This is a genomic window from Halothiobacillus sp. (assembly GCF_028710545.1).
Classification (GTDB): Bacteria; Pseudomonadota; Gammaproteobacteria; order Halothiobacillales; family Halothiobacillaceae; genus Halothiobacillus.
On the sequence record NZ_JAQTTX010000019.1, the window covers coordinates 21,763 to 48,046 of the forward strand.

Below are 26,284 nucleotides of genomic sequence, written 5' to 3' on the forward strand. Positions count from 1 at the left end.
TTAATATCGCCAGAGACCCAAAAAGTTCAAAACCGCGGCCCAAGATTTAACCACACTGCCACTGTCGACGACAGCAAAAATACTTATGTGCATAAAAGCAAAGCACACACCTGTACCACATGATGGTGAAATCAGGCTGCGAGGTCGGACGTCATTTCTCCGAAATAGTTCCCGAGTTCAAAGTTCATTGACTATCAGGCCAGGCGAGCGGGCAAATCAGGATCGACCAAGTCCAGCGCAAGACGATCCAGCGCCAGCTCCTCATTCAGCGGGTGTTTGGCCGATTGCAGGAATTCGAGCAAGACGCGATGAACCTTGAGCCAGTGCGATTTGGAGCGGGCACCGGCCAGCTTTTGAATGAAGGGTTGGATCGATGCGGGGGCTTCGGTCGGAAGACCCGAATGCATGCGCATTACCTCGACCCATAGCCGCATCAACCAGCGGGCGAGCACGTCCCGATCCATGGTTTGCCACTGCTTGACGACCGGCAGCACCTGGTCGCGTTCCGTCATCAAACGTACCCACGCCATTGTCGGCGATTGCCAATCCCATGCAGGTGGCGAACCGTCCATCAGTCGGTCGTCACCGATAAACCAGAGCAATTCGGCTTCTTCGGTGGCAAGGCCGTATCGCAGCGTCAGCCAATCGACCAGTGTCGCGCGACCGGGCACCGCAATCGCCAATCGCTGTATGCGGGAACGGATGGTGGACGGCAACAGATCCGCACGCTCGGATGTCATCAGAAACAGGCTGCCCGGTGGCGGCTCTTCAAGCAATTTGAGCAACCCGTTGGCGGCACTGCGATTCATGCGTTCGGCCTGTTCGATCAAGGCCACGCGCAGCGGACCGTAACGCGTCAGGCTGAAGCTTTCGATCAACGTCCGGATGTCATCAACAGAAATATCCTTGTTTGCGCCATCACGAACCAGGAGTTGAATATCGGGATGCGTACCCGCGCGACGCAACCGACAAGAAGCGCATTCACCGCAGGCGCGCTCCGCCCCCGGCGTCGTAACGGGGTCGGCGCATAATAGATACGCCGCCATTTCCCGCGCCAGAGTGAGCGAACCCAAACCCGAGGCACCGGCAACCAGCAAGCCATGCGGCAGCCGATTCTGCCGGTGCATCGACAAAAATCGATCCCAAGGTGCCCGAAGCCAAGGCATGTCGGCCACATCAACCGAGGAATTGGGCCAAGGCGATTCCGCCGCAAGATCCTCTGCCGCGTTTTTGGGTTTTGCCTTATCGGCGCCTACTTTGCTGGTTCTTGCCCTAGCCACAATTGACGCCCCCCTGCGGGAAACGGGCAGCAAGTACAGTCTGTATCTGGGTCTGCACATCCACAATCGGCGCGGCGGCATCGATCAATGCAAAGCGCGATGACTGCCTGGCCAACTCAAGAAAGCCCGCGCGGACACGTTCAAAAAAATCATGGCGCTCACGTTCGAATCGGTCGTGGGCACAGGCTCCTCGCCGGGCCGCCGCTCGCTTCATGCCGATATCCACGGGCAGATCGAGCAACAAGGTCAAATCGGGTGATACGCCCTGTTCTGCCGCCTGTGCCAAGGTTTCGATCAATGATCGATCCAGACCGCGCCCCGCACCCTGATAGGCACGGGAGGAGTCGGTGAAGCGATCGCTGATCACCACCTTACCCGCAGCCAATCCGGGCTTGATCCTTCCCGCCACATGTTGCGCACGGGCTGCGAACATCAGCATGAGTTCAGTGAGCGGCACCAGATCTTCCTCTACCGGATTGAGCAGGAGTTGACGAATTGCTTCGGCAATCGGTGTACCGCCCGGCTCCCGTGTGCAATCCACTTCCCGACCATGGGCGCCAAACCACTCGGCCACGCCCGCGATGGCGGTGGACTTGCCCGCGCCTTCGACACCCTCGATGGTGATAAATATTCCGGGTAGGTTCATGAATGCTCAGTCATTGGTGGGTTCATTGGTTTTTTTTCGGCTCGGATGCACGCGTATTTTCGACTTTACGCCAGGTCTGCACGGCCTGATTGTGACCTTTCAACGTGCGCGAAAAGGTATGTCCGCCCGTGCCATTGGCAACAAAATACAAGGCATCCGTTTTATCGGGATGTGTCACAGCCTGCAATGCGGCTGCGGACGGCAGGGCAATCGGCGTCGGCGGCAATCCGGTACGGGTGTAGGTATTGTACGGCGTATCGGCGCGCAGTTGGCTTAGCGTCAGACTTCGCGGCGAACTGTCCTCGTCGACCTGCCCCCGGATTGCCTCGGCCACACCGTAAATGACAGCCGGATCCGTCTGTAACCGCATCCCGATGTTCAATCGGTTGATGAACACACCCGCCACCATGGCACGTTCATCAGGCAGGCCGGTTTCCTTTTCAACGATGGAGGCCAGAATCAACGCGTCGTAGGGCGTTTTCAAGGGTAAACCGGGTGCACGATCCGCCCATGCCGCGTCCAGATGCGACCGCATCGAGCGGTAAGCTTCCTGCAGAATCTTTTTGTCCGTGGTGCCGCGTGTGAATACATAGGTATCGGGGAACAACCAGCCTTCAAGATGGGTGATAGGCCAATGCATCTCGGCGATGATCTGGGCCTGATCCAGCCCGTTCAGGGTGTGTTTGATTTCTTTTTGCGCCGCGAGCTTGTTCAGAAAATCCTGGGCCGTATCCCCTTCGGGGATGGTGATTCGATAACGCAGCACATCGCCCGCAATCAAACGATCGAGAAAACCGAGCAATCGATCCTGATCGGTAATCCGGTATTCACCGGCCTGAATCGAGCGCGCTTTACCACTCAATCGAGCCGCCCACGCGAACACAGTCGGATTGACCCTGGCACCGGAGGCATCAGCTATTTTGGCGATTTGCCGCGCGTCCGCACCACTTGGGATTTCTATCGTGACCGCCGCCGCGCCAGCAGGCAGCAAGGGCTGGGTGAGAAAAACACCAACCCGGCCGACCATCCAAACGGTGGCGAATAAAAGCCCCATCGTGAACAGCCAGACCCACAAATAACCGATCGCCCTATTCATAGTATTCAGCCATTTCACCAAACATTTTCCGACAAAGCACTTGGCTGCCGCTATCAAAAAACGCTACCTGACGCTGCAAAGCGAACCAGGCAGAATCGATCGGCATAGCACTCTCGTTTGCCTGAAGATCGCACAGACGATGCCAGCGCGCCACCAGTTCCATGGATTGATCAACAGACAACACACGCCCCGCCAGACGACCAATCGGCAGCACGCCCCGGACGGCATTGCTGATCGCAGCGGCCTGCGCCAAAGCCAGGCGACCGATGGACACGGGTGCAATCGTCACATCCAGATAACGACACAACAAGGCACGAACTGTCCCGGCAATGGCAGCCCCCTGAATCGGCGGCGTAAACCAGCGACCCTCTTCCTGCCAGTAAAAATTGCTTTGTGTTCCGCCCAGTACCAGACCATTCTCGTCATAGATCAGGCACTCATCGACTCCCTCCGGCCAAGCCGCGCGCGCCAGCACTTGGGGCAGACGATTGAGATGCTTGAGTCCGCTGAGTGCAGGTATCGGGATACCGCCGGATTGCTTGAGCAGACCAACGCTTAATCCCTGAATCGACCATTGCGAATCCGCCGCAGGCACAGCACCGATCAAAACAGCCAGTGTGGGTTCAACCGGTTCCGCACGATGATAGCCCCGCTGCCCCGATCCTGCCGTGTACATGAGTTTTACCACGGCCTCCGACTTGCCGCTCTGCTCAACCGCCGAATCAATGATAGCGCGCACGTCGATTTCATCAGGGATCGGCAAGCCCAGCACGCAACAGGTGTAACTCATTCTGGCGAAGTGCTCCGGCCACCAGGACAACCGACCACGGGATAACCGCATCGTTTCAAACAGACCATCGCCGTAGGCCAGACCGCGATCCTGCATGGTGAAGGGCGCAAAGTGTGTCACGGCATTTGATCTGCATTGTGGGCGCCGGTCAGCGCCATCAACAGGCCACGGGCTTTCTCTTCGGTTTCCGTGCATTCACGTTCGGGCTCGCTATCGGCCACAATGCCAGCGCCGGTTCGAAATTCGCCTTGGCCGTCCTTCGCCAGAAATACGGTTCGAATCAGAATGTTGCTGTCCATCCGACCATCCAGACTCAAATAGCCGACACTTCCCGTGTAAGGGCCACGGCCGGTCTGCTCCAGTTCCGCCAGAATTTCCATGCAGCGCACCTTGGGGCAACCGGTGATCGTGCCGCCCGGAAATACCGCGGCCAGCAGATCGAATACCGTTTGATCAGGACGCAACTGCCCAGAGACATTCGATACCAGATGATGCACGTGCGCAAAAGACTCCAGCACCATCAATTCATCCACGCGAACACTACCCGGCTGGCACACGCGGCCAAGATCGTTGCGTTCCAGATCGATCAGCATCACATGCTCGGCGCGCTCCTTGGGATGCGCTCGGAGCTCGGCCATCAGCGCAGCATCACGCGCGCTGTCGGCATCCCGACGGCGCGTACCGGCAATCGGACGCGTCGAAACATGGCCACCGCGGTGATCGGCCAAACGCTCGGGCGACGAGCTGATGATCTCGCCCTCTGGCAGGCGATACCACGCTGCGAACGGCGCGGGATTATGCTGTTCCAAACGGCGGAATATGCGCAGCCCGGCATCGGCTTGAGGCGCGCGGAATCGCCAGGCGCGCGACAGATTGGCCTGGAAGACATCACCGGCACGCAGATACGCCAGAATCTTCCGCACACCCGACCGATAACGCGCCGGATCGTCTGCCTGCAAGGCTTGAATCTCCAAGGTTGAGTCGGCCTGAGGCGTGGCGCTGAACGCAGCCAGGAATGAACGCAGGGATTCGGCATCAACAGGCGATTGCCCGTCTTGAACCAGCCAGGTTTTGTGATGCAGATGATCGAATACCAGTGCGTCGCTGTGGTACTGGGCCACAGCGACCGGAAAACCTACCCGATCGGCCGGAGCAAATCGCGGCAGATCCAGGCTAGGTTCGATTTGTCCCGCCAGTTCATAGGAAAGATAAAAACTCCAACCACCGACAAAGGGCAATTCGGTCGAAAAGCCAACCGGTGGCTTTAAAAAGGCCTTCGCTGCCAAGCCAAAGGCGGAGAGGAAATGGGATTCGGTCGTCAGGGCCTGATGCAAGCCTGTCGCGTGCAGTATGCCCTGCGCATCCAGACGCAATTCGGCGCGCACCGTGCCGAACAGGATGGACCAGCGGGCATTGTTCTGCCCTGACTCGCTCGCGGCGCCCGAAGCCAGACTCGCGAACAGATGCGAGAATCGCCCGGGCGCCTGAGCGATCAGATCCGGAAAATCGGCCGCCGTTATCCCTTCAATTTGTTCGATGACCGGTGAACACGTCCTCGCGGAGGGTGTTTTACTGGACATTTTTACTGGACATGGTGCGAACGAAACCGGTTCACGGAAATTACACCCGCCGGAAAATCAGCGTGCCATTGGTACCGCCGAAACCGAAGGAATTGGACATGACCACATCAAGACCACGAACCTCGCGCGCAGTATGCGGTACGAAATCCAGATCGCAGCCTTCGGACGGCTCAAAGAGGTTGATCGTCGGCGGCAAAACCTGGTCGCGCAGGGCCAACAGGGAAAAAACCGCCTCGATGCCCCCGGCGGCACCCAACAGATGGCCGGTCATGGATTTGGTGGAGCTGACCGGGCAGCGCTTGGCATGTTCGCCGAAGGCTGCGTGCAAGGCCGCCACCTCGGCCAGATCGCCTGCCTGTGTCGAGGTGCCGTGGGCGTTCACGTAGCCGATGTCTTCCGGATTGACCCTGGCATCCTGCATGGCCGCCAGCATGCAGCGGCGCGCGCCGTCACCGTCGGATGAAGGTGACGTCATGTGATAGGCATCGGCGCTCATGCCGAAACCGATCAACTCACCATAGATGTTCGCGCCGCGCGCCCTGGCATGATCCAATGATTCGAGCACCAGTACGCCGGCACCTTCACCCAGGACGAAACCATCACGGTCCTTATCCCAGGGCCGCGAGGCATGTTCAGGATCATCGTTACGGGTCGACAACGCACGCGCAGCGGAGAAACCGGCCACGCCCAGTGGCGAGACCGCGCCTTCGGAGCCGCCGGCAATCATCACATCCGCATCGCCATAGGCAATCAAGCGTGCCGCCTGACCAATGCTGTGCGTACCTGCCGCGCAGGCGGTAACTGTGGCCAGATTCGGCCCACGAAAGCCGTAGCGGATCGATAGTTGACCGGACACCATATTCACGATCGCACCGGGCACGAAGAACGGGGACACACGTCGCGGCCCCTGTTGCGCCAATGTCATGGTATTACGCTCGATCCCCTCCAAACCACCAATACCGGAACCGATCAATGTACCGACACGATCGTAATTCAATGTGTCACTGATCAGACCGGCATCTTCGATCGCTTCGATTGCAGCCGCGATCCCGTAATGGATAAATGGCTCCATCTTCTTGATTTCTTTGGCGGGAATGAACTGGGCTGCATCGAAATCGCGTAACGTGCCTGCGATTTGCGAAGCCATCGCACTGACATCGAAACGATCGATCCGGCGGACCCCCGAGCGGCCTGCAAGAATGCCAGCCCAGCTGGATGCCACTGTATTACCCAGAGGGGTCAACGCCCCCAACCCCGTCACCACCACACGTTGCTTGCTCATGCGTTCAAATCCATATCTTTTCTTTTTTCATATGAAAAAAACCGCGCCGGGATAACCCAGGGCGCGGCCTTTTATTCAATAAACCACCCAGACCCCGGGGCATACCCAGGGCCGCGAGTTATGCGTCTTTGTGGGCGTTGATGTAATCAATGGCCAACTGTACGGTTGTGATTTTTTCAGCTTCTTCGTCAGGAATTTCGCACTCGAACTCCTCTTCCAAAGCCATCACCAACTCGACGGTGTCAAGGGAATCAGCGCCCAGATCATCAACGAATGAAGCCTCATTGGTGACTTCTTCTTCCTTAACACCCAGCTGTTCTACAACAATCTTCTTCACGCGTTCGTCAACGGTGCTCATAACGATTCAACCTCGATTTAAGACAAATTGGTTCAAGGGCGCTTGCCCGAGATGGCAGGCATTCTAGTTAAAACCGGCCAAACCGCAAAATAAAAATCACTTCAGCGTACTCGGGCCACCTGATATAAAACCAAAGAACATCCACACAAATAAATGATTATATTGATAAATACCAATCAGCTCATGTACATGCCGCCATTGACATGCAGGGTGTGCCCCGTCACATAAGCGGCATCGTCGCTCGCCAAAAAGCGAACACAGCCGGCAATTTCTGCCGGATCGCCCAGCCGCCCCAGAGGAACATTCGCCAACAATGCTGTCTTGTGCGCCTCGGGCAGGTCGCGCGTCATGTCGGTATCGATGAACCCGGGTGCCACCACGTTGACCGTGATGTTCCGCGCCCCCACTTCCCGTGCCAAGGATTTGGAAAAGCCCATCAGACCGGCTTTGGCGGCTGCGTAATTGGTTTGTCCTGCATTCCCCATGGAGCCGACCACCGAGGCAATCGAGATGATCCGGCCCCAGCGTGCGCGGGTCATGCCGCGCAAGACCTTTTGCGACAGACGGAAAACCGAAGTGAGGTTGGTGTCGATAATCGCGGACCAGTCATCTTCCTTCATGCGCATGAGCAGGGTGTCACGGGTGATGCCTGCGTTATTGACCAGCACGGCCACGGCGCCGAAACGGGCCTCGATCTCGGCAAGAACGGCATCGATTTGCACACTATCGGTCACATCGAGACGCATCCCCGCGCCGCCCAGCGGTGCCAGGCGCTCGTTGATGGCCGCCGCACCCGAATCGGAGGTTGCCGTACCGATCACCACCGCGCCTGCTTGCGCGAGCTGCTCGGCGATGGCCGCACCAATGCCGCGGGATGCACCGGTCACCAACGCGACCTTGCCATTCAAACCATTAATCTGGCCTTTTGTTTCATTACTCATCTTTCATTCCTCTTGAAATGGCTCTCGAATAAGTGATCAGCGAACGTGTGGGGTTCAGGAAATAACCGCAGACAGACTGGCTTCATCGAATACAGCGTTGCCAGTCACCCCTTTTTCGATACGTTTTGCCAGACCAGTCAGCACCTTACCGGGGCCAAATTCGAACTGACGGTTGCAGCCGCGACCATGCAGGGCCTGCACACAAGCCACCCACTGTACCGGACGGTACAACTGCTCAACCAATGCATGACGGATGGCAACCGCGTCGTCGTGGGTTTGCGCATCAACATTATGCAGGACGGGAAGCACGGGCGGTTTGATCATAACCTTGGCCAGATAGGCATCCAATTCGCGGGCGGCGTCAATCATCAGACTCGAATGGGAGGGCACACTGACCGGCAGCGGCACAAAGCGCTTGGCACCGGCCGCCTTGGCCAATTCCTCGGCACGCGCCACGGCAGTCGCATCACCGGCGATGACCACCTGCCCGGGCGAGTTGAAGTTCACCGCTTCGCAAACCTGCCCTTGCGCAGCCTCGGCACAAACGCTCAGAACCGCTTCATCGGTCAGCCCCAACAGCGCCGCCATGGCGCCGGCGCCGGGTGCAACGGCGGCCTGCATCAGACGTCCCCGTTCAAACACGAGGGCCACCGCATCGGCAAAGTCGATGCTTTCTGCTGCCACGAGCGCGGCATACTCGCCCAGACTGTGCCCGGCCAATGCAATCGGCCTGTGTCCGCCTGCGGCCAGATAAATGCGCCACGCCGCCACATCGGCAGCCAACATGGCGGGCTGGGTGATTTCTGTGCGGTTGAGTTCTTGCACATCCCCATTCGCCACCAAGGCCCACAAATCAAAATCCAGCACGTCGCCGGCCTCGCGATAGACGGCCTCGGCCAGAGCCTGATGCGCCCCCCAGCCGCTACTCATGCCAATGGACTGCGAACCCTGCCCCGGAAAAACACCTGCAATCATGCTGATTCCCCACGATCATCATTTTTTACGAAAAAACTGCGCGCCATGCTATCACAGTCAAAATCATCGCCAGATTCTGACTACCGAGTGATGTCTCATGGGTTAAATCACGAATTTGTCATATAAAGTCGACAACCTGTTTCATTCTCCATAAATATTGAGCTGTCATCCGTGCATATTCTAATGATCTCCGATGTGTACTTCCCGAGAATCAACGGCGTATCGACCTCCATCCAGAGCTTTCGCAGCGAATTGATCGCCTCGGGGCATCGGGTCACCCTGATCTGCCCGGACTACCCCGAGTCAATCACACTGGAACGCGCCAAAGATCAACACGATGATGAAGATATTTTGCGCCTGCCTTCGCGCAAGGTGCTGCTCGACCCCGAGGACCGGATGATGAGTTACGGTGCCATCATCAACCTGTTACCGATCCTGCGGGGACGAACGATAGATATCGTCCACATACACACACCCTTCGTGGCCCATTACGCGGGGGTAAAACTGGCACGCAAACTGGCCATTCCGGTCGTCGAGAGCTATCACACCTTCTTCGAGGAATATCTCTACAACTACGTTCGCTGGGCACCCAGAAACTGGCTCAAATGGGCAGCGCGTTTTTTCTCGAAAAGCCAGTGCAATGCCGTCGATGCCCTCGTCGTGCCCTCCTCACCCATGCGCGATGCCCTGCAAACCTATGGTGTGCGCACCGGGATGCACATTATCCCGACCGGGCTCAACCTCGACACATTCCATACACCGCCGACATCGGACTTCCGGGCAAAACTATCGATCAGAGACGACCAGCCCATTCTTTTGTATGTCGGCCGGGTCGCACTGGAAAAAAATATTGATTTCCTGTTGAACATGATGCCCTTCGTCCTGAAAGAAACCCCCGAAGCCATCCTGGTCATCGCCGGCGAAGGCCCGGCAGAATCCCATCTTCAACGCAAAGTTGCGGCTATGGGATTACAGGCTTCTGTCAAATTTGTGGGCTATATGCGGCGGGATGGTGCCTTGCAGGATGCCTATCGTGCCGCCGATCTGTTCGTGTTCGCCTCCCGAACCGAAACCCAGGGACTGGTTCTGCTGGAAGCACTGGCGCTCGGCACGCCGGTTGTCGCGCTGGGGGCCATGGGCACACTGGATGTGCTGAATCCCGACGGCGGCTGCATGATCGCACCGGATGATCCATCCGAGTTCGCCGAGGCAGTCAATCAAACCCTGAATCAACCCGATCGCTACCAGCAATTGGTCGATCAGGCTCCGCGCTACGCAGAAACCTGGACCGCCGCCCAAAAGACACAACAGCTACTGGAAATGTACCGGCAACAACTCGCCAGTCATACAACCTCTTGATATAAGCAAAAGAAAATAAGTAAATACTGAAAAAATCCATCCATAGATTTTTTCAGATCGGCTAATCCCTCCTCTCAAGCTCTTCTGGCATCCATGCCAGAAGGTCCTGCGGACTTCAGCTTTCGAGAGCACCGCGAAGTGAATTCGCGGTGGCCTAGGCAAATCAATGGCTTACACCATTGTTTGCGTCCGGGCATCCTTGCCCGGAACAGGAAACGCCGAATATTTCAGCGTTTCCTTAAAGACAAACCGTTCGTTTTCAGGTAATATGCGCCGAAATTCCATCACGGCTCGATAAGCGCGACATTCCAACGCGCACATGTCGCGCCTTTTCTGTTCGTCCAATTCGGACGACATTCCCCCTAGAAGAGCCCTGAAATACTCATGTCTGAAGAAAACACCATTCTATTTTCCGATTTCGCCCTCGCCGCACCCCTGCTGCGATCGGTCGAAGAACTGGGCTACGAAAGCCCTTCACCCATACAAGCCAAAAGCATTCCAGTCCTGCTGGAAGGCAAAGACGTACTGGGCATGGCGCAAACCGGCACCGGCAAAACCGGTGCGTTCGCCCTGCCTTTGCTGAGCCGGATCGACATCAACCTGCGTGCACCCCAACTGCTGGTACTGGCGCCAACACGTGAACTGGCAATCCAGGTCGCCGAAGCCATGCAGACCTACGCCCGTCACCTGCCGGACTTTCATGTTCTGCCCGTCTACGGCGGACAGGCAATGGAGCCCCAACTGCGCGGCCTGAAACGTGGCGTGCACGTGGTGGTTGGCACACCGGGTCGCATCCAGGATCACATCAAGCGTGGCACCCTGAAACTCAATCAAATTCAGGCCGTTGTACTGGATGAAGCCGACGAAATGCTGCGCATGGGCTTTATCGATGACGTGGACGAAATCTTAAGCAAGACCCCGGCAAACCGTCAGGTCGCGCTGTTCTCCGCCACCATGCCCGATCAGATTCGCCGCATTGCCCAGCGTCACCTGCGCAACCCGGTCGAGATTGCGATCAAATCCAGCACCTCGACCGTCAAGGCCATCAACCAGCGCTACTGGGCCGTCAGCGGCATGCACAAGCTCGATGCGCTGACCCGTATCCTGGAAGTCGAAGAGTTTGACGCGGTGATCATTTTCGTGCGCACCAAAGTGGCCACCACCGAACTGGCCGAAAAACTGGAAGCGCGCGGCTATGCTGCCTCTCCGTTGAATGGCGACATGAATCAGGCCATGCGTGAAAAGGCAATCGATCGCCTCAAGCGCGGATCACTCGATATCATCATCGCGACCGACGTGGCCGCTCGGGGTATTGATGTGCCGCGGGTCAGCCACGTGATTAACTACGATATTCCGCTGGACACCGAATCCTACGTTCACCGCATCGGTCGTACCGGTCGTGCCGGTCGTTCGGGTGAAGCCATCCTGTTTGTCGCCCCGCGCGAAAAACGCATGCTGGGCGCCATCGAACGCGCCACAGGCCAGTTGATCACGCCCATGCGTCTGCCGAGCCAGAGCGATATCGCAGACAAACGTTCTGCCGCGTTCAAGAATCAGATCAGCGAAGCGATGGAATCGGAAGATCTGTCTTTCTTTGAAACATTGATTGAGGAATACCAGTCCGAACACGACGTCGGCTTGCCGGAAATCGCAGCGGCACTCGCCTATCTGGCGCAGAAGGATCGCCCGCTGCTGCCGGCCGAAATCAAGGAATCGGCGCAGGTCAGCTTTGGTGATCGCCAAGATCGCGGCCAAGGTCGGGATCAGGATCGTCGCGACGAGCCCCGTCGTCCACGTCAGAACGATGACATGGCGCGCATCAAGTACCGGATCGAGATCGGCCACGAGCACGGCGTCCAGCCGAAGAACATCGTCGGCGCACTGGCCAACGAAGCGGGCATTGACAGCAAATACATCGGCGCGATTCGCATCTTCGACAGCCACAGCACCGTAGACTTGCCCGAGGGCATGCCAAACGAAGTGTTCACGCAGCTCAAGCGTTTGCACGTTTTGGGCGTACCGCTCGACATCAGCGAAGCCGGTCCCAGTGATAGCGAAGGCGAGCGTGGTGGCAATCGCCGCCCACCGGCCGGCCCGCGCAAATTCGGTCCTCGTAGTGGTGCTGATTCCTTCGGTGGCAAACCCCGTCGCTCGAAACCACGCAGCTAAGCAAACTCTGCACGAATGCAAAGCCCTCTTAAATCCCCCTCATTCCCCCTTTTTCAAAGGGGGAGGAGCTCACATTCAAAAAGAAGGGACTGATTCCCCCTTTTACGGAAACGGCACCCCGAAGAAATTCGCCGGTGCCGTTTTTTTTCGTCCCGAATTCACCCATATCATGCAGAATGACAAGTCCGCAGCGGGTGGTGAAGTGAGGGAATAAAATGTTGCAGCAAAAGCAAAACGCGACCATTACCTACACCGGAATCGAGACACCGATCGGGCTTGTATTCGCCGCTTTTTCACGCGGCGCGCTGTGTCGAATCTCCGCTGGAACCGAAGCCGAATTCCTGCGAATCATCACACCATCGGCAGGTGAAGCGCCCATCAGAGCCGATTCGATTCTGCATGACTATTCACGCCAGATTCTTGCTGTTTTCATGGAAGATACCCCCATGAAGCTACCCATTTGCCTCGACACACTGACACCCTTCCAGCAGCGCGTGCTCGGCAAGACGGCTGAGATTCCCCGGGGTCAGGTTCGAAGCTACGGCTGGATCGCACGGGCGATTGGCAGCCCCAATGCCCACCGGGCAGTCGGCACGGCGCTGGCACTAAATCCATTGCCGTTTGTGATTCCCTGCCATCGGGTCGTGCGTGCCGATGGCAGGCTGGGCGCGTATTCCGGCGGCGGCACGGCGGTCAAAGCCCGCCTTCTGACACTGGAAGACGTTCAGGTAGCGCAGGCTTCCGGTAATTTCATCGTTCAAAAGCCGTTCAACCCCACTTGAGATAGTGTTTACAAAACCAAAAGTTTTCCGGATAACACCATGCTAAACGAATTCGGAGAATCCCCTTTGGGGCCGCCCTGGGCTGACCTGTGGAGGCTGGGGGAATGGGCCATGGATGGCCCATTCAGCCTCGCCGTGACAGGAAGTCACGTCGAGGCGACCCGGCTGGATCAGGTAAGGCCAGGGGCTGCCCGAAGGGCCGGCCCCGTGGGGCGTGTTTCTTTCCCCCCTTTCTTTGCACGACAAACGCCGTAGGGAACGCCGTTGGGATGCGCAGCATCACCCGCAGGGCCAATGACATGGACGTCATTGGCAACAAAGAAAGGGGGCGCCCGCATGCGAACTCAGTGGATCGAAGAACGGGGCGTTTGGCGGGCGAAACAACACAAGCCTGTCTTGAAACCCATTGAAAGACTATTGAAGGTTTGATTACGACCGTTTTAGGCTTGGTTTTGTAACACCCTATCAGGGAATCTCGAAAGGTTTTTCGAGGTACGCTTGAAACGGTGGCAAAGCTGGCGGAGCACTCAGACGCCATTCAAACGCGCTTCAATTTGCTTCGCAGCGGCTTTCAGGTTTGCAACCCACGCCTCCTGACGACGCTCGATCGGACAGGAAATCGACAACCCGGCCACCGGAACGCCATCCATGTCCCGCACCAACACACCGATGCAGCCGACACCGACTTCAGCCTCTTCATTATCGAACGCCACGCCGGTTTGCGCGGCTTCAAGACAGGTTTTGATCAGCGTGTCCGTATTGCGGATCGTATTGGCGGTCATGGCCAGCAGACCGGTGCGTTCGGCGTAACGGGTCATCGCGGGCACACCCTCCGCACCCAGCAGGATTTTGCCCACGGATGTCACGTGCAGCGGCGCCCGGGTGCCGATTACCTGTTCCACACGCATCATGCGATTGGGAACGGAGCGCTCCACATACACCACCTCATCCCCTTCCCGCACGGTGAGATTGACGCTCTCGCCCAACTCATCGCGCAGGGCATCGAGTACGGGCAAGGCGATTTCCCGCCAGCGCGGGGCCGGACGCGCCCTGGCCGCCAGTCGCACCATGGCGCTGCCCAACGCGTAACCGTCCGGATGTTTGTCGACCCAGTGATGATCCGCCAATGCCGCCAGAATGCGGTGCGCGGTAGAGGGATGCAGACCACATTCTGCCGCCACGACTTTCAATGTGACCGGATGCGGGTAACGCGCCAGCGCCTGCATCAGGCACACGGCGCGGTCGATGACCTGAATACCGCCTGCGCGTTCGCCGGATTCGTTCATGCCAGATTCACTCATCAAGGGCGCTCCTTCTCAAGGACCAATCGGATAAATTTCACACGATCAAATCAAACCCAGTTTAATTTCACATTGTGAAAACGATTTTGCATTGAGAAATTATGAAAGCTCGTTAAAGTCCTCGTCAAGGTAAAAAACACCGCCAACCAACTTATCAGATCGACTGCACAGAACAACCGAAACTTAAGGAACGCGACATGAGCAACCCGACATTCACCCAAGGCATTCAATACTTCAATCCCGCGTGGCCGCGTTTCGACGAACTCGCCAGGACACCGGCCGTTCCCGAAGGCGCCACCGCGATTGCCGACGTCCACAGTGAGGCAGCGGCGTTCCAGACCCTGCTCACCGCCGACGCGCTGCGGTATCTCACACTGCAAATCACCGGCTCCAAGGGTTCGGGCCACCCCGGCGGTTATGCCTCCTCTGCCGATGTTCATGCCGCATTGATGCTGCTGGGCCACAAGAACATGGTCACCGAAGTCGGCCACCACGCGCCGGGCTTCTACAGCGCCATGTTCCTGGACCGGTCACTCGAACACATGGGCATCCACACGGTTGAAGAAATGCGCGCACGCTTCCGGGAAAAGCATGGTCTGCTCGGTCACCTTTCCGGTGCGATTCCCGGCTTGCTGGCACCGGCAGGCCCGTTGGGTCAGGGGCAACATTTCGCCATGGCGGGCGCCTACCTGCATCGCGACAAGCTGTTCCCGGTCACCATCGGCGACGGCGGCATGGGCGAACCGTACATCCTGAACGCGATGATGCATTTCAACACCTCCTTTCCGGACATCACGAACTTCCTGCCGATTCTGGTCTGGAACGGTTATAGCCAGGAACACCATTCCATGTGCTCGCTGTGGAGCAACGAACGCATGAAGGAATACTGGCATGGGCATGGCTTCAAGGAAGTCATTCTCATCAACGCCAAGGATTTCGACGATGCCGGGCAGAAAGGCGAGTATGTCGATTCGACCCTGTTCTCGCACGAGGCCCGTCTGGCCTTCGGCAAGGCTGTCCTCGCAGCCACCAACAAGGCGGCGAAATCCGCGCTGGGCGGCACGTTCACCGCGCTCATCATCAAGCAGATCAAGGGGGCGGGCGTTCACACGCACGGTGCCAAGTCGCACAACCTGTATCCGGCCGATACGCTCGACAAGCCACACATCATCGATGCGCTGAAGACCCGTGCGCTGGCGCCGGAAGCCTGGGCGCTGGTTCGCAGCAATCTCGTTCGCGCCGGTGGCGGATCGGCGGTTCATACCGCGGTGACCGAGCACGAATTGCCGCTGGCCGATCTCGGCACGCTGCCGATCCAGAATTTCACCGTCGGCGAGTCGCAGGTTCCGGCCACGGTATTCGGTGCACTGGTTGCGCACGTCGGCCAGAAGGATCCGCGTTTCATCGTCACCAATGCGGACGGGAACGAAGCCTCGGCCATGAAGAACATCAACGACGCGCTCAAGATTCGTCACCCCTCGACCGACCCGCTGTACAACCAGGTTCCAACCGGCCGTGTCTACGAGCCGTTGAATGAAGACGCCTGCGCCGGTCTGGCTGCCGGTCTCGCGCTGTTCGGTTCGCGCGCCATCTGGTTGTCGTATGAAAGCTTCGCGATCAACGGCTGGCCGATCGTTCAGACCGTCGCCCAGGCAATGGCCGAACTGCGCCGCAAGACACCGTCGATGATCAGCATGTTCACCGCCGGTGCGCTGGAACAGGGCCGAAACGGCTGGACGCATCAACGTCCGGAAATCGAAGGCCACTTCGCCGCGATGATGAAGAACGGCAACAGCTTCCTGCTCTACCCGGCCGATGCCAACATGATCCAGGCCGCCTACGCCTGGGCGCTGAACAGCTACAACAAGTGCATCACCATCGTTGCGTCGAAAACGGCACTGCCGGTCTACACCACACCGGAACAGGCCAAGACGGCCATTGAGCAAGGTGCTGTGACTCTGTACGAAAGCGCGGGTGGCGACAAGACCGTCGTCCTCGCAGCCACGGGCGACATGGTCTTCCTGCCGGTTTTCGCCGCGAAGGATGAACTGGAAAAGGCAGGCTTCAAGGTACGCATCGTTGCCGCCGCCAATCCGCGTCAGCTCTATCGTCCGACCGATGTCGCCTGGGACAGCGTGCCCGAGTCCGACAATGGCTTCATGAGCGACGCGGCGTTCAACGCCCTGTTCGATGGCGACATGCTCGTCGCGGTCAGTGGCGGTTCATCCGCACCGTTGGAGCCGATCCTGGTTCGCAGCCGTGCCGCCCGTCGCGACGTATTCTCGTGGAAGCGCGGTGAAACCACCGCCAGCCCGCAGGAACTGTTCGAGCTGAACGGCATGACCGGCACCGACATCGCCGCACGCGTCAAGGCTGCGTTCTAAGCAAGAGCCGTCGATCAGCTACGCCATGAATAGGCCCCAAATAGGCCAAGAATAGGTAACAGATTGTGCAAACCAAGATTATTGCGCTGGACGACGACCCGACCGGTTCGCAAACCGTCCACGGTTGTCTACTGCTGACCCGGTGGGATGAAGCCACGTTGCTCGAAGCGCTCGATGACGAGTCGCCGCTGTTTTTCGTGCTCACCAACACCCGGGGCATGGATGCGGCCAGTGCGGCGCGAGTGACCCGTGAGGTATGCCGCAACCTCAATGCGGCACTCAAAACCCGCAGCGAGGCCGGGCATCCGATCAATCCGATTCTGGTCAGCCGCTCGGACTCGACCCTGCGCGGTCACTACCCGGTCGAAACCGACGTGATCGCCGAAGAACTCGGCCCGTTCGACGCACATTTCCTCGTTCCGGCTTTCATCGAAGCGGGGCGAATCACGCGCAACAGCCAGCATTACCTGCTGGTGGATGGCAAGCCGGTGCCCACGCATGAAACCGAATTCGCCCGAGACTCGGTCTTCGGTTACAGCACCAGCTACCTGCCCGATTACGTGGCCGAAAAAACAGCCGGGCGCATTCCGGCCGAAGCGGTCACTCGTTTCGTGCTGGACGAGATTCGCGGCGACGGCATCCAGTCCAAGCTGGCTGGCCTGAACGGTAATGCCTGCGCCGTAGTCGACGCGGAAACCCAGGACGATCTGAACCGCTTCGCCCGCGACGTGATGGCCGTGGCCGCGACCGGAAAACGTTTCCTATTTCGCAGCGCCGCCAGCCTGCTCACGGCGCTGGCCAACCTGCCGCCGCAACCGATTTGCGCCGAATCGATGCATCACTTCGTGCGAAACGGCAAACCGGGCGCGGTGGTCGTGGGTTCGCACGTCAAAAAGACCAGCGAACAGCTCGAAGAACTGCTCAAGGAACCGGACATCGTACCCATCGAGGTCGATATCGAACGCATCGATACCGATAACGACGCACTGGTGGGCGATGTTCTGGCTGCCGCCGAACGGGCATTTGCCGACGGCAAGACCTCGGTCATCTTCACGAGCCGGGTGGAAAAAACATTTGCCGATCAGGCGACTCGATTGGCCTTCGGCGAGCGGGTTTCGGCCACGCTGATGAAGATCGTCGCCGGGCTGCCCGGGGAACTCGGCTGGTTGATCAGCAAGGGAGGCATCACCTCCAACGACGTGCTGTCCACCGGCCTGAACCTCAAGGCATCCCGCGTGCTGGGCCAGATCCTGACCGGTTGCTCCGTGGTTCGCTGCCCCGCCGATCACCCCCGCTTCCCCTTGTTGCCGGTGGTGATTTTCCCCGGCAATGTGGGTGATCGCTTCGCCGTGGCCGAAGCCTGCCGCAGGTTGCGCGGCCGCTGAGCCTCAAAAAAAGATAGGGGGAAGACGCATGAGCATTGCCGCTGAACTCGCCGACGAATCGACGCCGCTCTGCCCGGAGCGGCGGAACACGCTGATCCAGCGACTGCGCGCCATCCTGCCGGATACGGCCCTGCTCACCACGACCGAAGCCATGAAGCCATTCGAGTGCGACGGCTTGGCAGCGATCAAACGCATGCCCGCCGTGGTGGCACTGCCCGAAACCGTCGAACAGGTTCAGGGCGTGCTGCGACTGTGCAGCGAACTGGAAATTCCGGTGGTGGCGCGCGGCGCAGGTACGGGATTATCCGGCGGGGCGCTGCCCAGTGCGGACGGTTTGCTGCTCAGCCTGGCGAAGTTCAAGCAGATTCTGCACATCGACTCGGTCAACCGCACCGCGCGCGTCCAACCCGGCGTGCGCAACCTCGCCATCTCCGAGGCGGCGGCGCCCTCCGGCCTGTATTACGCGCCCGATCCGTCCTCGCAGATCGCCTGCACCATCGGCGGTAACGTGGCGGAAAACTCCGGCGGCGTGCACTGCCTGAAATATGGCCTGACGGTGCACAACGTGCTGGAAGTCACCTTCATCACCATGGAAGGCGAGAAGATGACCGTCGGCGGCCCGACGCTCGACACGGCGGGCTACGACATTCTTGCCCTGATGAACGGCTCCGAAGGCATGCTGGGCGTCATGATCGAAGTACTGGTGCGCCTGTTGCCCATTCCGGAATGCGCCAAGGTATTGATGGCCGGGTTCGATTCCCTCGAAAACGCGGGGCAGGCCGTGGCCGATATCATCGCCGCAGGGATCATTCCCGCCGGTCTCGAAATGATGGACAACAATGCCATCCGTGCCGCCGAGGCGTTTGTGCACGCGGGCTATCCGACTGAGGCCGCCGCCATTCTGCTCTGTGAACTCGACGGCACGGCCGAAGAAGTCGCCGAACTCCTGGCCGAAGTGGAGGCCGTGGTTCAGCGCTCCGGGGCCACGGGATTATGGATCGCCCGCAACGACGAGGAACGCGCCCGCTTCTGGGCTGGTCGCAAGGCGGCTTTCCCCGCCGTCGGCCGCCTCTCGCCCGACTATTACTGCATGGATGGCACCATCCCGCGCCGCGAACTCGCCTCCGTGCTCACACAGATCGACGCCATGAGCCATGAATTCGGGCTACAAGTCGCCAACGTCTTCCATGCGGGCGACGGCAATCTGCACCCGCTGATTCTCTTCGATGCAAACAAACCCGGCGAGCTCGACCGGGCGGAAGCCTTCGGTGAACGCATCCTGACGCTCTGCGTGGATGTTGGTGGCAGCGTGACCGGCGAGCATGGCGTCGGCGTGGAGAAACTCGCCCCGATGTGCGCGCAGTTCAAGCCAGAGGAACTCAGGCAGTTCTACGCCATCAAGGCCGCTTTCGATCCGCTCGGCCTGCTGAACCCAGGCAAGGCGGTGCCGACGCTGCAACGCTGTGCCGAATTCGGCGCGATGCACGTGCATCACAACCATCTGCCCCACCCCGATTTACCGCGTTTTTAAGAGGCGCGCATCACCGTGATCGATCAAGACATCAGCGCAGAACTGGCCGAACGCGTCCGGCAGGCCTACAACCAAGACCAGCCCGTATCGATTACCGGCAGCGGCAGCAAGTCATTTCTCGGACGAGAACCCGGCCCGGAATCGATCCGGCTCGATCTCACGCCACACTGCGGCATTCTCAATTATGAACCGGCAGAACTGGTGCTGACCGCGCGCGCCGGGACGCCACTGGCCGAGATCGAACGCGTACTCGCTGCGCAAGGCCAGATGCTGCCGTTCGAACCGCCCCAGTTTCAGGGGCAAGTGGATGGAACGGGCACACTGGGCGGTGCCGTTGCCGCGGGTCTGTCCGGCCCGGCCCGGCCATGGCAAGGGGCGGTGCGCGATGCCGTGCTGGGCGTTCGGCTCATCAACGGCCAGGGGCAAATCCTGAAATTCGGCGGTCAGGTGATGAAAAACGTCGCCGGATACGACGTCTCCCGCCTGATGGTCGGCGCATTCGGCACCCTGGGCGTGCTGCTCGACATATCCGTGCGCGTCGTCCCCATGCCGCGCGCGCAGCAGAGCCAGATCGTCACCGTCTCTGCCGAAGAGGCACTGGCACGCTTCGCCGAGTGAAACCAGAGCGCATTGCCCATTACAGCGGCCACCTTTGCCGATGGGCAACTTCGAGTGCGACTGGGAGGCGCGCAAAGCGCCGTCCACAAGGCCGTACTACGCATCGGCGGTGACACGCTGACCGAAACGGATGCCACGCGCTACTGGCAGGACCTGCGCGACCATCGGCTCGATTTTTTCCAGCCGGATATCGCGCCCGTCGATAACGATCTCTGGCGCGCAGCCGTCCCGCTCACGACACCGATCGACGCACTACCCGTTACCCGGCAACTCATCGACTGGGGTGGACAGCAACGCTGGGTACACCTGACATCGGATCAAGCGACAGAATTCCGAACGATGGTTGCCAGACACTCAGGGCACGCAACCCTGTTCCGTCCGGCAAAATCCAAGCCGGCGGATACGGAACGTTTCCAACCGCTGCCTCCGCCCCTGCTCGCCCTGCACCAACGCATCAAGAAGGCGATGGACCCCAAGGGGATCTTGAATGCCGGGCGACTTTTTCTGGAATAAACAACCTGTTATCACAAGGCGACACGTTATCGTATGCAAACCAATCTCCGCGCCGATCTGATCAACACCCCCAGAGGCATCGAGGCCGAACGCATTCTGCGCGCCTGCGTGCACTGCGGGTTCTGCAATGCCACTTGCCCGACTTATCAATTGCTGGGCAATGAAGACGACGGCCCACGCGGGCGTATTTATCTGATCAAGCAAATGCTTGAAGGCGCACCGGTGACCGAGACCACCCGCACGCATCTGGATCGCTGCCTGACCTGCCGCAACTGCGAGACCACCTGCCCTTCCGGCGTGGAATACGGCAAGCTCGTCGATATCGGCCGCACGGAGGTCGAAACCCAATCGCCCCGCTCAACCTCATCACGTTTCTATCGTTATGTTCTGCGCCGGAGCCTGCTTTCACCCCGGCTGTTTGCACTGGCACTGGGCGGTGCGCGCCTGTTCCGCCCACTGTTGCCCGACAGTCTGAAAAAGAAAGTCCCTGCGTTTCGAGTTGCTGGCAGCTTGCCCGCCTCCGTTCACTCCCGGCAGATGATTCTGCTCGAAGGCTGTGTGCAACCGGCACTCTCACCCGACATCAACGGGGCTGCACGCCGCGTGTTCGATGCACTGGGCATCAGCCTCGTGGCCGCACCTTCTATCGGCTGCTGCGGTGCGATCGAACATCATCTGGACGCCGAAGAAGCCGCGCGCGCGACCATGCGCCGCAACATCGATGCCTGGTGGCCGCTCGTCGAATCCGGCGCGGAAGCCATTATCGTCACGGCCAGCGGCTGCGGCCTGCAGGTCAAGGACTATGGTCATGCACTGGCGCAGGATGCCGATTACGCCGCCAAGGCTGCGAAGATTTCCGCACTCACCCGTGATCCCATCGAGGTCTTGCTGGCCGAACAGGACAACCCCAAATGGGCGGATTTGCGTTCGCGCCAGACGGCAAAGAAGACGCGTCGCATCGCCTTTCACCCCCCGTGCACGCTTCAGCATGGGCAGAAGCTCAAGGGCAAAACGGAAAAACTGCTGACCGATCTCGGCTTTGAACTCACGCCCGTACCCAATGCGCACCTGTGCTGCGGCTCGGCAGGTACCTACTCGATTCTGCAACCGGAACTTTCCGGCCAGCTCAAGAAACAGAAGATTCAGGCACTGGAGTCCGGCGAACCCGAACTGATCGCCACCGCCAACATCGGCTGCCAGACGCATCTGGCAAGCGGAACGGAACGGCGCGTGGTGCACTGGCTTACGCTGATCGACCCGGCGGCGACAGCGGCCGCCTGACTAGCGCCGTAGCTTCTCGTTGTACGGTGCAGTCACACGCGCTGTTGCAAGGTCAGAGCAAACGGACATGTGCCGCAGCCCGGCGGGCTTTTTCGCGCGCGGCATCCGTCGTTTCATCCAATGCCAACATCACGCCCATCCGACGTTTGCCCGCAATCCCAGGCTTGCCGAACCAACGCAATTGGGTATCCGGCGCTTCGAGCGCTTCAACCAGCCCGGTCACCACCGGTGACGTACTGTTACCCTCAAGCAGCAAGGCCACCGAAGCGGCCGGGCCACGGGTTCTGATATTGGGAATCGGCAAGCCGAGGAAGGCGCGCACGTGCAGGGCAAACTCGGAGAGATCCTGCGAGATAAGCGTCACCATGCCGGTATCGTGTGGACGGGGCGACACTTCACTGAACCAGACCTGATTGCCCCGCACGAATAGCTCCACGCCAAACAGACCATAGCCGCCCAAAGCATCAACCACCTTGGCGGCGATTTGTTCCGACTGTGCCAAGGCAGTCGCCGACATGGCCATCGGCTGCCAGCTCTCGCGGTAATCGCCATCGACCTGCACATGACCAATGGGCGGACAAAACGCGATACCACCGCGGTGGCGCACCGTCAGCAAGGTGATTTCATAGTCGAAATCGATCATGGATTCCACGATCACCCGTCCGCCCCCGGCACGCCCGCCCGCCTGCGCATAATCCCACGCTGCTTGAATCTGCGCTGTCGAGCGCACGACCGACTGCCCTTTGCCCGAAGAACTCATGACCGGCTTGACGACGCAGGGCAAACCGATCTGCTCGATTGCCTGCGTAAAATCCGCCAGCGAATCTGCGAAGACATAGCGACTGGTCGGCATCCCCAACTCTTCGGCGGCCAGGCGGCGGATACCCTCACGATTCATCGTCAAGCGGGCCGCACGCGCATTCGGCACCACCTGCCAGCCCTCGGCTTCGAGTTCCACCAGCGTCTGGGTCGCGATCGCCTCGATTTCCGGCACGATCAGTGTGGGTTTTTCCCGTTCGACCAAGGCACGCAAGGCACTGCCATCCAGCATGTCGATTACGAACGCGCGGTGGGCCACCTGCATGGCGGGCGCGTTCGCATAACGATCCACGGCGATGACTTCCAGCCCAAGCCGCTGCGCTTCAATCGCCACTTCCTTGCCCAACTCACCGCTGCCCAGCAGCATGATGCGCACCGCAGAAACGGACATGGGCGCGCCCAGTTGGGTTACCGGTTGATTCATATGAGCGGATGGAGAAACCATGTTGTCAGTACCAAAATCAAGTTTGAAGCCAGTCTGGATAACGACGACCAGATCCGGATGAAAAACGAATCAATGCCGATCAATCGGCCAGCGTACGTGATAAGTCCAGATCCACGGCATCCACACCGCTGCCATGAAAGACGATGAGGCCAGGATATCGAGCAGCGCCGGAGGGCGAAAACTCGAACCCGAACTGACGCTCAATAATGAAGTGACCATTTGATCGACGCAAGCGCATGCGCCGCAAACCGACTGAATCGTCCAACAACTGCACATCCGCCCGATCACAGGCGCTTTTGGCCAATGCCAGCGCACGTCGATGAAACGTGTCCTGTTGCCACCAGAAGACGGCTAAACCCACGATAATCATCAAAATCAGCACATCACCAAAACTCAAGATAAAAGCCCCTCCGGTAATCATGCGGCCAGCGCAGCATCATAGACCAGACAAGCCATATCCTTATCACTCCTTATAAAACACCCAGAAGCAACAACCTACTTGCGTCCTTGGCCAAGCGCTTTATAATGCAAGGCCTTTTTATTGCCCGGTTGCGAATTACCCCTTGACTCGCACTTCGAGACAAGTTCATGCTTCTGGCAATTTTTACCCAATCAATTCAACAGGATAGACATTTTCATGCCATCAGTACGTGTTCGGGACAACGAGCCCTTTGAAGTTGCAGTTCGTCGGTTTAAGCGCTCTTGCGAGAAAGCAGGCATCATCAGTGAGTTGCGTGAGCGCGAGTTCTACGAGAAGCCGACGACCGAACGCAAGCGTAAAAACGCTGCCGCTGTCAAACGCAACCAAAAGCGCCTGTCCAAAGAACAATCACGTCGCGTTCGCCTGTTCTAAGAAACTGCTACCGCGTTACAGAGGAATATCGGCATGAGCGCCCTCAAAGCCCGGCTGACCGACGACATGAAGCTGGCAATGAAATCCGGCGACAAGTCGCGCCTGGGCGTTATTCGCCTGTTGCTGGCGGCCATCAAGCAAAAGGAAGTCGATGAACGCATCACATTGAGTGATGACGACGTTCTCGCCATTCTGGTCAAGCAATCCAAGCAGCGGCGCGAATCGATCGACCAGTTCAAAACAGCCGGTCGTGATGATTTGGTAAAAACCGAGCAGTTCGAACTCGAGGTCATCGAAACCTACCTCCCAGCAAAACTCAGCGAAGCGGAAATCCGGCAGATCATCACCGATGCCATTGCCGCAACCGGAGCGCAGGGTGTTGCCCAGATGGGCGCCGTCATGAACGCCGTTCGCGCCAAAGTAGCCGGGCGCGCGGATCTTGCCGCTGTCAGCCAGTGGGTCAAGGCGGCACTCGGCGCCTAAACATTCGACGCTCGGCATCAAGTTGGCCTAGACTGATGTTTCAACCACAGGCAAACCGCTTGCGGTGTCCGCGGACGGGTATCCCCTTCTTATAAAATTTAAATCAAATGGGTAATGGGCAATGGCTGATCATTTCCAATTTTTGAACGTGCCGCGCCAGGATCCGGAAAAGAAACCGGCCACCGAGCGTGTGACTCAATTTGGCGAAATTTACGGCCAATTCAATCCAGAGAAGGCGGCAGAACAAGCCGATCGCTGTCTTGAGTGCGGCAACCCGTACTGCGAATGGAAATGCCCGGTCCATAACTACATTCCCAACTGGTTGAAGCTGATCGCCGAAGGCAACCTGCTCGAAGCGGCCGAGATGTCGCACAAGACAAACTCCCTGCCCGAAATCTGTGGCCGCGTTTGCCCGCAGGATCGCCTGTGCGAAGGCGCTTGCACACTGAATGACGGCTTCGGCGCCGTCACCATCGGCTCGATTGAAAAATACATTACCGACGAGGCGTTCAAGCTCGGTTGGCGACCGGATATGTCCAAGGTCGTCCCGACCAACAAACGCGTCGCCATCGTCGGCGCCGGCCCGGCAGGATTAGGCTGCGCCGATATCCTCGCCCGTCACGGCGTCAAGGCGGTGGTATTTGATCGCCACCCGCAAATCGGCGGCCTGCTCACCTTCGGCATCCCCCCCTTCAAGCTCGATAAATCCGTTCTTGAGACCCGTCGACGCATTTTCGAAGAAATGGGCATCGAATTCCGCCTGAACACAGATGTCGGGACCGACATCTCCATGGACACCCTGCTGGAGGAATATGACGCCGTATTCCTGGGCATGGGCACCTACACGGCAATGGAGGGTGGCTTTCCGGGCGAAGATCTTGACGGCGTGCACAAAGCACTGCCCTTTTTGATCGGCAACATCAATCGCCTGATGAACTACCCGGGCAACGATCCCTTTATCGATGTTTCAGGCCAACGGGTCATCGTATTGGGCGGTGGCGATACGGCCATGGACTGCACCCGAACCTCGCTTCGCCAGCAGGCGGCACAAGTGACCTGTGTGTATCGCCGCGATGAAGAAAACATGCCCGGTTCACGGCGGGAAGTCGCCAATGCACGTGAAGAGGGCGCTGAATTCCTGTTCAACCGCCAACCGATCGAAATCGTCGGTGAAAACGGCCGCGTAACCGGCGTTCGCTTCGTAAACACGCGTCTGGGTGAACCGGACCATCGAGGACGTCGCAGCCCCGAAGTCATCCCTCACTCCGAACACATCGTTGAAGCAGATACGGTACTTATCGCTTTTGGTTTCCGCCCCTCGCCAGCCCCTTGGCTCAAGCAGATCGGCATTGAAACCGACAGCAGTGGTCGCGTGATAGCCAACCAGAGCCCGCACAGCCCCGCATTCCAGAC

General features: G+C 58.8%; 24 protein-coding genes. 12 read left to right on the forward strand and 12 right to left on the reverse strand.

Annotation, left to right across the window (positions count from 1 at the left end):
* Nucleotides 1–194 precede the first annotated feature (194 nt).
* The 9 genes from PHD44_RS05555 to fabD form a co-directional block, all read right to left on the reverse strand.
* Nucleotides 195–1,280 (reverse strand): DNA polymerase III subunit, encoded by a 1,086-nt coding sequence (locus tag PHD44_RS05555; RefSeq protein WP_300189001.1) that lies wholly within the window; start codon nucleotides 1,278–1,280, stop codon nucleotides 195–197.
* On the reverse strand, nucleotides 1,273–1,926 hold the full coding sequence (tmk, locus tag PHD44_RS05560) for a dTMP kinase (protein ID WP_300189004.1): 654 nt from the start codon (nucleotides 1,924–1,926) through the stop codon (nucleotides 1,273–1,275). Before tmk ends, PHD44_RS05555 begins: the two co-directional genes overlap by 8 nt.
* Nucleotides 1,927–1,948: 22 nt before the next feature.
* Nucleotides 1,949–3,022, reverse strand: a complete 1,074-nt coding sequence (gene mltG, locus PHD44_RS05565) for an endolytic transglycosylase MltG (RefSeq protein WP_300189006.1) — start codon at nucleotides 3,020–3,022, stop codon at nucleotides 1,949–1,951.
* The gene (locus tag PHD44_RS05570) at nucleotides 3,015–3,932 is read right to left on the reverse strand and encodes an aminotransferase class IV (RefSeq protein WP_300189009.1); all 918 of its coding nucleotides are present in this window, start codon (nucleotides 3,930–3,932) and stop codon (nucleotides 3,015–3,017) included. Before PHD44_RS05570 ends, mltG begins: the two co-directional genes overlap by 8 nt.
* Nucleotides 3,929–5,392: an aminodeoxychorismate synthase component I gene (locus PHD44_RS05575; RefSeq protein ID WP_300189012.1), complete on the reverse strand. Its 1,464-nt coding sequence runs from the start codon at nucleotides 5,390–5,392 to the stop codon at nucleotides 3,929–3,931. The genes PHD44_RS05570 and PHD44_RS05575 overlap by 4 nt, the downstream gene beginning before the upstream one ends.
* Nucleotides 5,393–5,432: 40 nt before the next feature.
* Nucleotides 5,433–6,674 (reverse strand): beta-ketoacyl-ACP synthase II, encoded by a 1,242-nt coding sequence (gene fabF / locus PHD44_RS05580; RefSeq protein ID WP_300189015.1) that lies wholly within the window; start codon nucleotides 6,672–6,674, stop codon nucleotides 5,433–5,435.
* Between the two features lie 118 nt (nucleotides 6,675–6,792).
* A complete protein-coding gene (gene acpP / locus PHD44_RS05585; protein WP_012824778.1) occupies nucleotides 6,793–7,032 on the reverse strand; it encodes an acyl carrier protein in 240 nt (79 codons plus the stop codon).
* Nucleotides 7,033–7,208: 176 nt separating this feature from the next.
* Nucleotides 7,209–7,973 carry a 3-oxoacyl-ACP reductase FabG gene (gene fabG, locus PHD44_RS05590; protein WP_300189017.1) on the reverse strand — a complete coding sequence of 255 codons (765 nt, stop codon included), beginning with the start codon at nucleotides 7,971–7,973 and terminating at the stop codon, nucleotides 7,209–7,211.
* Nucleotides 7,974–8,027: 54 nt separating this feature from the next.
* The gene (fabD, locus tag PHD44_RS05595; protein WP_300189019.1) at nucleotides 8,028–8,948 is read right to left on the reverse strand and encodes an ACP S-malonyltransferase; all 921 of its coding nucleotides are present in this window, start codon (nucleotides 8,946–8,948) and stop codon (nucleotides 8,028–8,030) included.
* Nucleotides 8,949–9,119: 171 nt separating this feature from the next.
* On the opposite strand from fabD, the gene PHD44_RS05600 reads away from it, so the two are divergent.
* The 3 genes from PHD44_RS05600 (at nucleotide 9,120) to PHD44_RS05610 (ending at nucleotide 13,258) form a co-directional block, all read left to right on the forward strand.
* Nucleotides 9,120–10,307 (forward strand): glycosyltransferase, encoded by a 1,188-nt coding sequence (locus tag PHD44_RS05600; protein ID WP_300189022.1) that lies wholly within the window; start codon nucleotides 9,120–9,122, stop codon nucleotides 10,305–10,307.
* Between the two features lie 384 nt (nucleotides 10,308–10,691).
* Nucleotides 10,692–12,476 carry a DEAD/DEAH box helicase gene (locus tag PHD44_RS05605; RefSeq protein ID WP_300189024.1) on the forward strand — a complete coding sequence of 595 codons (1,785 nt, stop codon included), beginning with the start codon at nucleotides 10,692–10,694 and terminating at the stop codon, nucleotides 12,474–12,476.
* 215 nt (nucleotides 12,477–12,691) lie between these two features.
* A complete protein-coding gene (locus PHD44_RS05610; RefSeq protein ID WP_300189026.1) occupies nucleotides 12,692–13,258 on the forward strand; it encodes a methylated-DNA--[protein]-cysteine S-methyltransferase in 567 nt (188 codons plus the stop codon).
* A gap of 527 nt (nucleotides 13,259–13,785) precedes the next feature.
* On the opposite strand, the gene PHD44_RS05615 is transcribed toward PHD44_RS05610, so the two are convergent.
* Nucleotides 13,786–14,559, reverse strand: a complete 774-nt coding sequence (locus PHD44_RS05615; protein WP_300189029.1) for an IclR family transcriptional regulator — start codon at nucleotides 14,557–14,559, stop codon at nucleotides 13,786–13,788.
* A 197-nt stretch (nucleotides 14,560–14,756) separates the two neighbouring features.
* Here PHD44_RS05615 and PHD44_RS05620 point away from each other — a divergent pair, with 197 nt between their 5' ends.
* From PHD44_RS05620 to glcF, 6 genes are all read left to right on the forward strand, one after another.
* Complete coding sequence (locus PHD44_RS05620; RefSeq protein WP_300189032.1) at nucleotides 14,757–16,943, forward strand: phosphoketolase; 2,187 nt, start codon at nucleotides 14,757–14,759, stop codon at nucleotides 16,941–16,943.
* Between the two features lie 65 nt (nucleotides 16,944–17,008).
* Nucleotides 17,009–18,328, forward strand: a complete 1,320-nt coding sequence (locus tag PHD44_RS05625; protein ID WP_300189035.1) for a four-carbon acid sugar kinase family protein — start codon at nucleotides 17,009–17,011, stop codon at nucleotides 18,326–18,328.
* A gap of 28 nt (nucleotides 18,329–18,356) precedes the next feature.
* The gene (locus tag PHD44_RS05630) at nucleotides 18,357–19,859 is read left to right on the forward strand and encodes an FAD-linked oxidase C-terminal domain-containing protein (protein WP_300189038.1); all 1,503 of its coding nucleotides are present in this window, start codon (nucleotides 18,357–18,359) and stop codon (nucleotides 19,857–19,859) included.
* A 15-nt stretch (nucleotides 19,860–19,874) separates the two neighbouring features.
* Nucleotides 19,875–20,477, forward strand: a complete 603-nt coding sequence (gene glcE, locus PHD44_RS12725) for a glycolate oxidase subunit GlcE (RefSeq protein WP_367182006.1) — start codon at nucleotides 19,875–19,877, stop codon at nucleotides 20,475–20,477.
* A 12-nt stretch (nucleotides 20,478–20,489) separates the two neighbouring features.
* Nucleotides 20,490–20,990, forward strand: a complete 501-nt coding sequence (locus PHD44_RS12730) for an FAD-linked oxidase C-terminal domain-containing protein (protein ID WP_367182007.1) — start codon at nucleotides 20,490–20,492, stop codon at nucleotides 20,988–20,990.
* Nucleotides 20,991–21,023: 33 nt separating this feature from the next.
* Complete coding sequence (gene glcF / locus PHD44_RS05640; protein WP_300189041.1) at nucleotides 21,024–22,271, forward strand: glycolate oxidase subunit GlcF; 1,248 nt, start codon at nucleotides 21,024–21,026, stop codon at nucleotides 22,269–22,271.
* A 52-nt stretch (nucleotides 22,272–22,323) separates the two neighbouring features.
* On the opposite strand, the gene purT is transcribed toward glcF, so the two are convergent.
* Complete coding sequence (purT, locus tag PHD44_RS05645; protein WP_300189043.1) at nucleotides 22,324–23,535, reverse strand: formate-dependent phosphoribosylglycinamide formyltransferase; 1,212 nt, start codon at nucleotides 23,533–23,535, stop codon at nucleotides 22,324–22,326.
* A gap of 79 nt (nucleotides 23,536–23,614) precedes the next feature.
* Nucleotides 23,615–23,932 carry a DUF3301 domain-containing protein gene (locus PHD44_RS05650; RefSeq protein ID WP_290678431.1) on the reverse strand — a complete coding sequence of 106 codons (318 nt, stop codon included), beginning with the start codon at nucleotides 23,930–23,932 and terminating at the stop codon, nucleotides 23,615–23,617.
* A 240-nt stretch (nucleotides 23,933–24,172) separates the two neighbouring features.
* Between PHD44_RS05650 and rpsU the strand changes: the two genes are divergently transcribed.
* The 3 genes from rpsU to PHD44_RS05665 form a co-directional block, all read left to right on the forward strand.
* Nucleotides 24,173–24,388 carry a 30S ribosomal protein S21 gene (gene rpsU, locus PHD44_RS05655; protein ID WP_012824786.1) on the forward strand — a complete coding sequence of 72 codons (216 nt, stop codon included), beginning with the start codon at nucleotides 24,173–24,175 and terminating at the stop codon, nucleotides 24,386–24,388.
* Nucleotides 24,389–24,421: 33 nt separating this feature from the next.
* Nucleotides 24,422–24,871: a GatB/YqeY domain-containing protein gene (locus PHD44_RS05660; protein WP_300189047.1), complete on the forward strand. Its 450-nt coding sequence runs from the start codon at nucleotides 24,422–24,424 to the stop codon at nucleotides 24,869–24,871.
* A 121-nt stretch (nucleotides 24,872–24,992) separates the two neighbouring features.
* On the forward strand, nucleotides 24,993–26,284 hold a 1,292-nt coding region (locus tag PHD44_RS05665; RefSeq protein WP_300189049.1), incomplete at its 3' end, for an FAD-dependent oxidoreductase.